The sequence below is a fragment of the Halomonas sp. McH1-25 genome, from assembly GCF_022348165.1.
Classification (GTDB): Bacteria; Pseudomonadota; Gammaproteobacteria; order Pseudomonadales; family Halomonadaceae; genus Modicisalibacter.
The window spans coordinates 1-8,496 of sequence record NZ_JAKRFI010000019.1 but is presented as its reverse complement, the minus strand read 5'-3'; the positions used below and the strand labels follow the sequence as shown (position 1 = coordinate 8,496).

General features: G+C 56.3%; 7 protein-coding genes and 1 CRISPR repeat array. Of the genes, 5 read left to right on the top strand and 2 right to left on the bottom strand.

Going from position 1 to position 8,496, the window contains the following annotated elements:
- Together MHM84_RS21325 and MHM84_RS21320 are read left to right on the top strand one after the other, a co-directional pair.
- The coding region (locus MHM84_RS21325; protein WP_239269085.1) for an acetyl-CoA C-acyltransferase at positions 1–798 on the top strand (798 nt) is incomplete at its 5' end.
- Positions 799–872: 74 nt separating this feature from the next.
- Positions 873–2,120, top strand: coding sequence for a benzoate/H(+) symporter BenE family transporter (locus tag MHM84_RS21320; RefSeq protein ID WP_239269083.1), 1,248 nt, complete (start codon positions 873–875; stop codon positions 2,118–2,120).
- Positions 2,121–2,622: 502 nt separating this feature from the next.
- Positions 2,623–3,609: direct repeats of the CRISPR family, unit length 28 nt; unit sequence TTTCTAAGCTGCCTGCACGGCAGTGAAC.
- A 151-nt stretch (positions 3,610–3,760) separates the two neighbouring features.
- On the opposite strand, the gene MHM84_RS21315 is transcribed toward MHM84_RS21320, so the two are convergent.
- Both MHM84_RS21315 and MHM84_RS21310 read right to left on the bottom strand, forming a co-directional pair.
- Positions 3,761–4,237 carry a type I-F CRISPR-associated endoribonuclease Cas6/Csy4 gene (locus tag MHM84_RS21315; RefSeq protein ID WP_343218316.1) on the bottom strand — a complete coding sequence of 159 codons (477 nt, stop codon included), beginning with the start codon at positions 4,235–4,237 and terminating at the stop codon, positions 3,761–3,763.
- Positions 4,238–4,357: 120 nt separating this feature from the next.
- Positions 4,358–4,567, bottom strand: a complete 210-nt coding sequence (locus tag MHM84_RS21310) for a hypothetical protein (protein WP_239269079.1) — start codon at positions 4,565–4,567, stop codon at positions 4,358–4,360.
- A gap of 253 nt (positions 4,568–4,820) precedes the next feature.
- Here MHM84_RS21310 and MHM84_RS21305 point away from each other — a divergent pair, with 253 nt between their 5' ends.
- The 3 genes from MHM84_RS21305 to MHM84_RS21295 all read left to right on the top strand — a co-directional run bounded on the left by MHM84_RS21305 (position 4,821) and on the right by MHM84_RS21295 (position 8,296).
- Positions 4,821–6,074 carry an IS256 family transposase gene (locus MHM84_RS21305; RefSeq protein ID WP_239269077.1) on the top strand — a complete coding sequence of 418 codons (1,254 nt, stop codon included), beginning with the start codon at positions 4,821–4,823 and terminating at the stop codon, positions 6,072–6,074.
- A 771-nt stretch (positions 6,075–6,845) separates the two neighbouring features.
- On the top strand, positions 6,846–7,931 hold the full coding sequence (locus MHM84_RS21300) for a hypothetical protein (protein ID WP_239269075.1): 1,086 nt from the start codon (positions 6,846–6,848) through the stop codon (positions 7,929–7,931).
- A 167-nt stretch (positions 7,932–8,098) separates the two neighbouring features.
- Positions 8,099–8,296, top strand: coding sequence for a hypothetical protein (locus tag MHM84_RS21295; RefSeq protein WP_239269073.1), 198 nt, complete (start codon positions 8,099–8,101; stop codon positions 8,294–8,296).
- The last annotated feature ends 200 nt before the right edge of the window (positions 8,297–8,496 follow it).

Sequence of the window (8,496 nt, the reverse complement as noted above, 5' to 3'; positions counted from 1 at the left end):
GAAGACACGACCATCGGCTGGCGCTTTATCAATCCGCTGCTCAAGAAGCAGTACGGCGTCGACTCGATGCCCGAAACGGCGGAGAACGTCGCCGAGCAGTTCAAGATTTCCCGCGAGGATCAGGACCGGTTCGCCTACCACTCGCAGCTCAAGACCAAGCGCGCTCAGGACAACGGTCGTCTGGCCAAGGAAATCGTGCCCATCGAGGTGCCGCGTCGCAAGCAGGATCCGTTGATCTTCGATACCGACGAGCACCCGCGCGAAACCACCCTCGAGAAGCTGGCCACCTTGCCGACGCCGTTCCGTGCCGCCGGTTCCAGCGTGATGGGCTCGGTGACGGCGGGTAACGCGTCCGGCGTCAACGACGGCGCGGCGGCACTGATCGTCGCCAGCGAAGCGGCGGTGAAACGCTACAACCTCACGCCGATGGCGCGCATCCATGGCATGGCCACTGCCGGGGTCGAGCCGCGCATCATGGGCATCGGGCCGGTGCCGGCCTCGCAAAAGCTGCTCGAGCGTCTGGGCATGACCACCGACCAGCTCGATCATATCGAGCTCAACGAGGCATTCGCGTCTCAGGCGCTGGCCTGTCTGCGCGAATTGGGCATCGCCGACGACGACCCGCGGGTCAACCCCAATGGTGGCGCCATCGCCCTCGGTCATCCGCTGGGCATGTCCGGGGCGCGCATCGTCACCAGCGCCATGCACGAGCTGCAGCTGACCGGCGGTCGTTTCGCGCTGTGCACCATGTGCATCGGCGTCGGGCAGGGGATCGCAACGCTCATCGAACGGGTCTGAGAGGTTGCGTCTTCTAGGAAGCGCAACGCCTGAGGCTTCCAACAGCAATATTTCTAAGCTCTCTGGAGTACGCCATGAAACATATAGAGAAGGGCGCTGGCCTCATGTCAGCGCCACGCGACTTTATTAACGACTTCAATGTTGACAATCTCAGCGCAGGAGTTGTGGCCGGTATATTCGGGCTCAGCGCTGGGATCATTCATATTAGCGCTGGCACGGCAGCCGGGCTTCCTCAGGAATTCACTCTGCTCTGGGTAATCAGTTATTTAATGATCAACGGCTTGTTTGGGCTGTTCTTGCCTGCCTACTACCGCCTTCCCTTACCGATGGCCAATTCGATTCCCGGTGCGCTGCTGTTCGCTGCGATCATTCCGGTCGTGGGACTCAACGAGGCCTTGGGGGCGACATTAATCGCAGGAGCGATATCTTTGATGGTTGGTTTGGCTGGAATGATGAGCCTTATCATGAAAGTGATTCCTATGCCCATCGTAATGGGCATGGTTGCGGGTATACTGCTCAAATTCGGTATTAACATGGTGATGCCGCTGCAGGATGCCACGTTACCTGCGATAGTGATGATTCTCTCTTTCTTCTTTTCCGCGCGTTATCTGCGCCGGGTGCCTCCGTTAGTCGTCACATTGGTGGTAGGTGTAGGCTACATGGCGATTTTTGGTGCTGATTTCTCGAGCGTCACCTTCTCAATGAAGTTCCCCGAGTTCATCATGCCGACCTTCACTTTGGAGGCATTCCTCGCTTATGGCCTACCACTTGCCCTGATCCTTGTAGGGATGGAAACGCCCGCCGGGGTCGGGCTCGTCAAGGGCATGGGCTATAAGGAGGCGCCAGCCAATGCCATCACCGCAGTAGGTGGTTTAGGTACCATGATCTCTGCATTTTTCAATTTGCATAGCACTTGTATCGCAGCTCCTATGACGGGTATCTGTTCAGGCCCTGAGGCAGGTAGCCATGATAAACGTTGGGTCGCGGCCGTTATTGTTGGGATGATCTTTATAGTAGCAGCACCCTTTTATGGCTTCGTCTTTAGCCTGATCGAGGCCATGCCGAGTTACTTTATCGCCATCATTGCTGGTCTTGCGCTATTGAGAGTGATCAGTTCCGCGATGCACATCACTTTCTCAGGTAAGCACGAAGTCGGCGCTATGTTCTCCTTCCTGATTGCTGTTTCAGGGATTCAGCTTCTAGGTATTGGTTCCTCCTTCTGGGCATTGGTGTTGGGGGTTGGTCTCTCGATGCTAGTTGAGTTCAAGGACTTCGACTTTACTTTTGAGCGCTCAGTGGCTCGGAAGCGTAGTCTGAGATAATAAAACAAATTAACTTGCAAATTGCTAAGCTCATCAGCAAGCAGCGGCTTCGTATTGCCCCGTGCAATATCTATTCGTTGCCGCTTTGCGGGGACTCTCTAGGGTCGGAGTCATTCTCCGGCCCGCTGACTTCTGCGATTTGGTATCGATATGAAGCGTGTTTAGCTTTGTTTCCCTTGCAAACTAAGGTGTGCATTACGAGTATCTAGTTTGGCAGCTGTGAGATGGGAGAGGTAAGATCCATAGTTGAAGTTCTCAGACTGCATGACGCGTTAGCACGCTACGTCGAGGATGGTACCACCGTGGCCACGTGAGCGCCTGAGTGGCCGGGCACTGTTATAAGCACCCCTGAGGGGCTCAGAAAGACGCAGCGCTCACCTATTCTTTCAAGATTTCATACTGTGAACACACCCCTGGCGTCGCTGGTATCGCGAGGCCCCCATTCGGCTCTGTACGCTCGTCACCAAGCTGACGATCACACCAGACGTGGACCTCTCTCCTGTTTCTAAGCTGCCTGCACGGCAGTGAACCGTTCGGGTGATCCTGTCCGCGTCTGCATGGTTTTCTAAGCTGCCTGCACGGCAGTGAACGGAATTGCTTCTGGAAGTCCGCTAGCCGGATGTTTCTAAGCTGCCTGCACGGCAGTGAACGGTGACGACCGCGTTGGCCGCGCACATGGTCATTTCTAAGCTGCCTGCACGGCAGTGAACACCGGGTGCGTCACATGCGACTTGGCGGCGGTTTTCTAAGCTGCCTGCACGGCAGTGAACTGGCTGCAATGCCCGTGGTTGTGGGCGCGGCGTTTCTAAGCTGCCTGCACGGCAGTGAACATGGGCAAGGTGCGTCCTGATGAGCGTCCGCCTTTCTAAGCTGCCTGCACGGCAGTGAACCTTCAACGGGGTGGCGATGGGATCGAGGTTACTTTCTAAGCTGCCTGCACGGCAGTGAACGCTCGATCCAGAGTGACCGTCAGGCGGCAGGATTTCTAAGCTGCCTGCACGGCAGTGAACGTAGCCGAGGAACAGTTTCGACAGGTGCTTCATTTCTAAGCTGCCTGCACGGCAGTGAACACCGAGATCAAACGCCTACGCCGCCAGGCAGATTTCTAAGCTGCCTGCACGGCAGTGAACCTGGGGCTTGTTCCAGATCATGGGATTCCACTTTTCTAAGCTGCCTGCACGGCAGTGAACGCGCTCGCAGAATGCCGGGTATTCGTTCGCCGTTTCTAAGCTGCCTGCACGGCAGTGAACGCCTTTTCGGGGTTGATGGCATCCAATGGCATTTCTAAGCTGCCTGCACGGCAGTGAACTTCGAGACTGGGCGGCAGTTTGCGGCGGACGTTTTCTAAGCTGCCTGCACGGCAGTGAACCGTGGGCCATCGATCCGGCCTACGATTACCAGTTTCTAAGCTGCCTGCACGGCAGTGAACGTCCTGCAGTCGCAGAACAACATCACCGACGCTTTCTAAGCTGCCTGCACGGCAGTGAACTAGAGCGCCACAGCAGCATCTCTCAAAGTAATCAATGAGCTACGTTGTGAAAGAGCAATCGGCCCTTTTTCGAAAGCATACCTTAACTTATTGAAATTCGGTTTCTTCTTTCCACTCTCGAAAAAAGGGTCCTAGACAATTTTACCTGAGGTCAGGTAACGGCACTGGACTGGCCATAGTGGACAGCCCCCTGGAGACCCGGATGGGACTCGAGCGCAAGGGGGGCATCTCCTTCATAAGCTACAACGGACCAGCAAAGCCGGAACCGGCCGCCATTGCTCTCGCTTACCATTTGGAAGAATGGCAGCTCTTGATCATGGGCTTCTTGAATGTGCTTGAGCCGCACCGATCGGCCCGGGATGCGTTCGGAGCGTCGAGCGGGAATACGGAAGCGCTGGTAAAGGCTCCACGAGCCGACGTAATCCTCTGGTACCGAACGTGGATACTGGATGATCGCCTGCTCACGCAGCGTCTTAGCAGCACGCACGTTCTCGATCAGTGTATCCAGCTCATCCCGGCTCGAGGCAAACACCCTCAGCACAGAATATTGTAATCGGTCATGACCGGGCATGGCCAATGTGTACCGGCCCCGTGCCTTGCGAAAGGCGCCGTGAAGTACGCGAGCGATAGCCGAGGGCTACCGTCGGACTTGGAAGCGGGGTGGGCCGTACATCGAAATCGGTAAACCATTTGGGCTGCATCGGGCTTACTCCTTGGAACCCGAGTAGACGCCACCACGCATCAGTGTCTACAGCGGCTTTCTTGCATCATCAAGCATCTGCCAGACCTTGAGGGCGGCCTCCCTTAAATCGGGGTCCTGGGCCCCGAACATGCCTCCGAGTGCGTTCTTTAGGGCGTGGTACTGAGCTTTGGATAGTTTCCCTGACCCAGTAGCCCCTTTCTCTAAGGTGTGGGCTGATAGCTCGATGTATGTTTGCATGGCATCGGTGTTCTTCAATTCTTTATTCCTATGACATCTCGTGCTGGTAGCGCATTGTACCCGGCCTGCCGGGTTTTACTCAGCAGGTAGCAGTGCCGCTTTTCTGAAACGCTCTGGAACGATCGAAACGCCAAAATGACATTCTTGAACTGGTCGGTCAGTCTGACCGGGGAGCTATGGTGATTTCTGGTGTACGGGAGGTGGCAGGAAGGGTGGCGTATCCTGTTGATTGATCACGACCAAGATCTCAATCAACAAGAGCGGATACGCCATGACCGATTCTACCCTCCGAGCCCTGTCGCAGCCAGAACCTGAGGTCTCCGACCCGTTGCACGAATTGTTGCGCCAAGGGGCTCGAGACCTGATCGCCAAGGCCGTGGAGGCCGAGTTGGCCACCTTCCTGGCCCAGTATGCCGACACGACCCTGGAGGACGGTCGGCAGGCGGTGGTACGCAACGGCTATCTGCCGGAGCGCACCGTGCAGACCGGCATCGGTGCCGTCACCGTCAAGGTGCCCAAGGTGCGGGACCGGAGTGACGGCCAGGCCTGCTTCAACAGCACCCTGTTGCCGCCCTACCTGAAACGGGCCCGCAGCGTCGAAGAGCTGATTCCCTGGCTCTATCTCAAGGGCGTCTCTACCGGCGACTATCAGGAGGCCCTGTCGGCCCTGCTGGGTGACCAAGCGAAGGGCCTGTCGGCCAACACGGTCTCGCGACTGAAGGCCCAGTGGCTCGATGAGCACAAGGCCTGGTGTCAGCGGGACCTGGCGGATCGCCGCTATGTGTACTGGTGGGCCGATGGCATCTACAGCAATGTGCGATTGGATGATCGCCTGTGTCTGCTGGTGATCATTGGCGTCACCGAACATGGCCGCAAGGAACTGGTCGCCGTCGAGGATGGACATCGGGAGTCGGAGGCCAGCTGGACAGAGCTGCTCACGGGCTTGCGAGAGCGTGGTCTGATCGAGGCACCCAGGCTGGCGATCGGCGACGGTGCGCTCGGTTTCTGGAAGGCGCTGAGCAAGGTCTACCCGGACACGGCACATCAGCGTTGCTGGGTCCACAAAACGGCCAACGTGCTGAATAAGCTGCCCAAATCGGTGCAGCCCAAGGTCAAGGCCAACCTTCACGAGATCTGGATGGCCGAGACGCGCGAAGCAGCCCATCAGGCCTTCGACCGCACGCTGAAGCGCTTCGGCGCCAAGTACCCCCAGGCGATGGACTGCCTGGCCAAGGATCGGGACGAACTGCTGGCATTCTACGACTTCCCGGCAGAGCATTGGGTGCACATCCGCACCACCAACCCGATCGAGTCGACCTTCGCCACGGTCCGCCTGAGGACGAAGCGCAGCCGGAACTGCGGCTCCCGGGACACGACCTTGGCGATGGTCTTCAAACTGCTCCAGTCCGCCCAGAAACGCTGGAGACGGATCAAGCACTTCCAGAAGTTGGAGCTGGTCGTCAGCAACGTCAAGTTCCAGGATGGGGAGCAGGTAGCCGATCAATCAGACAGGACTGCGGCCTGACCGCCATCCACCAGATTTGACGATAACTCCTGACCGGGCAGAGGTGGTCATGTCGGCCACGGCATAAAGCTCCGGCTTCAATCAAGTTGGGATGCTACATCTTGTGGCGACTATCTTCGCATCGGTAATCATGATTCTGAGATAACTTTTACCACCAAGGCCGGCACAGTGGGATAATCCCACTTAGGTAGTGCCTGTCGCAATGCCATAAGATAGAGCATGCGCAGGCTGTCGGGGTTTTTCTGGTTCGGGGCACTCACCGGCTGGTCTCCGTTACAGCCATCTAGGCGGCTTTGTAGAACCCCGTCGGCGGGGTGTGCTCGAAGGTCAAGCGAAGGCGACGTAGCATCTGCGCCAGCGAGCAGAGCGGGCCAGCAGTGCGCTCTCATCCTTACCATAAAGCGTGGCGATATGCTTGCCGCGATAGGTGAACAGCTAGGCTACCTAGCTTGGCTTCGGCGTCTGCCAGGGGTAAACATAACCTAGCAATAGGCTGCTCCCGGTGGTGGTCAAGCGGATAACGAGACTAGGCCGGGGTGGAGCATGAGGCGGGCGGCTTTCATCACCATAGGCGGCCAAATGGCTCAGCCATTCGGGTTGATGGGGGGAGCTGCTGACGGTACTAAAGTGTAGGACATTTGCCAAACGCCACGGTTGCGCTCACCCGTGAGCACTCTCCTGTAGCTGGCAAGGGCCCGCTGTTATGTTAAGCATTGTCAAGGTAAGGTGTACTGCGCTACACAAAGCAATTCACTCATCAGGAATTTTGACATGGCCGTCACCCCGCAGCAGCAAGAACACCTCGTTGCCCTCACTACTGCTATGTTCAATGCGCCGCCTGGAGCCGAGTTCCTCGCTGAATTCGAAGGCTATTTGGAGCAAGGCCAGAGCATCGAGCAGATTGCCGCCAACCTTGCCGCCACAGAGGCATTCAATTCTCAGTTCGAGGGCATGACGAGCACGGCTGAAAAGATCGACAAGGTATTGGAAGGGTTAAGCATTACTCAAGATAGCCCTACATATGCTGAGGCCTTCGCGTTTTTCGACAATAACCTTGCTGCTGGTCGCAACCCTTGGGAGCTCTTGGTTGAGGCTGGCGAGTTCTTCTACAACACTGACGATCCCAAGTTCGCGAATGCTGCAGATACCTTCCTGAACAAGGTCGAGGCAGGCGTCTACCATTCCGCCACATTGGGTCTGCCAAGTGGAAGCCTAGATGAACTGCAGCAGTCGATTGCTAATGTGACCGAGGATCCATCGTCTGTTGCCCGTGTAAAGGATTCTCTAGACTTGGCGGCTAATCCTCCTACCGAGGACGTGCTGGCAACCGTTCAGATTCCTCTGGACGCTGGCGATGGGTGGCTCAACACAAGTAACAGCCTCGACCTCTCTCTAAGCTTTCCATCTGACACTGAATACCATTCCATAGGCCTTATCGGTGGTGGAATATCGTCTACAAGCATCAGTGGGTCTGTTCGTGGTGACGAAGCTGTATATTACATTGGCATGGATGCGACTAATGGCATGGACAGTGGTGGGGTCAGCATCAGCTTTGTCGTCGATCGGGATAGCAAGGACACCTTCTATGTAGACCTCGAAAGCCTAGTTTTGAATGGCGTTGAGCAGGGCCCCGATCTTTACACTGCGGATAGCTCGGACTTCACCTTCGAAGATTACACCCCTACTGATGATGTATGGTCTCCCTTCCTGACGTCAGGCATGGATTACAGCCAGGAACTTGACCTGTCAGAGCTGAATAGTGATGAAGCTGTCATGAGCGCTGAGGAGGCCTACCTGGACGAAGCAACAACGCCAGAGCTTGTTGGCATCTATAACGCCGAGGTCGAGTTCATTTAGCAACATACGTTATTGCGATGAGGTTGGCCTTGCTGTAAGTCGGTTAACGTGAAGGCCCCGGTGCTCCCGGGGCTAGAAGTAAGTTCTCCATTCCCAGGCCGAACCTTGCCTAAGGTACGCAGACCGTCTATGTGAATATTAAAAATGGACCAACCGGGTGCCTATCCATGCCATACAGTTACAAGTACAAACCACTGAGCAGCAGCGTCAAGAATGGTCAAATGCCTCACATGGCAGGGTTTATCATTTTCAACACACGCACCAAGGAAGAAGGTGCTATCTGTTTTGAGAGTGAAGTAGAAGCCAAGCTGACCTGCCTGGAGCTCAACTTGAAGGAACAGGGCATGAGCGACAAACACCACTAATGGTTAAAGCCTGCAGGGTGCAGGCCGATATTCGATAGTGACGCAGGGAAAAGGGCTCAAGGAGGGAGAATGCCTGACCTGCCACCGAACTTTCATCCAGCGGCTATTTGAGTCCCGTTAGTCTTCGTGTCGATTCGTGCAGCTGTCAGCGTCTGCGCATAAGCCACCGGGGTTTGGTAATCCAGGGCCGAGTGCGGACG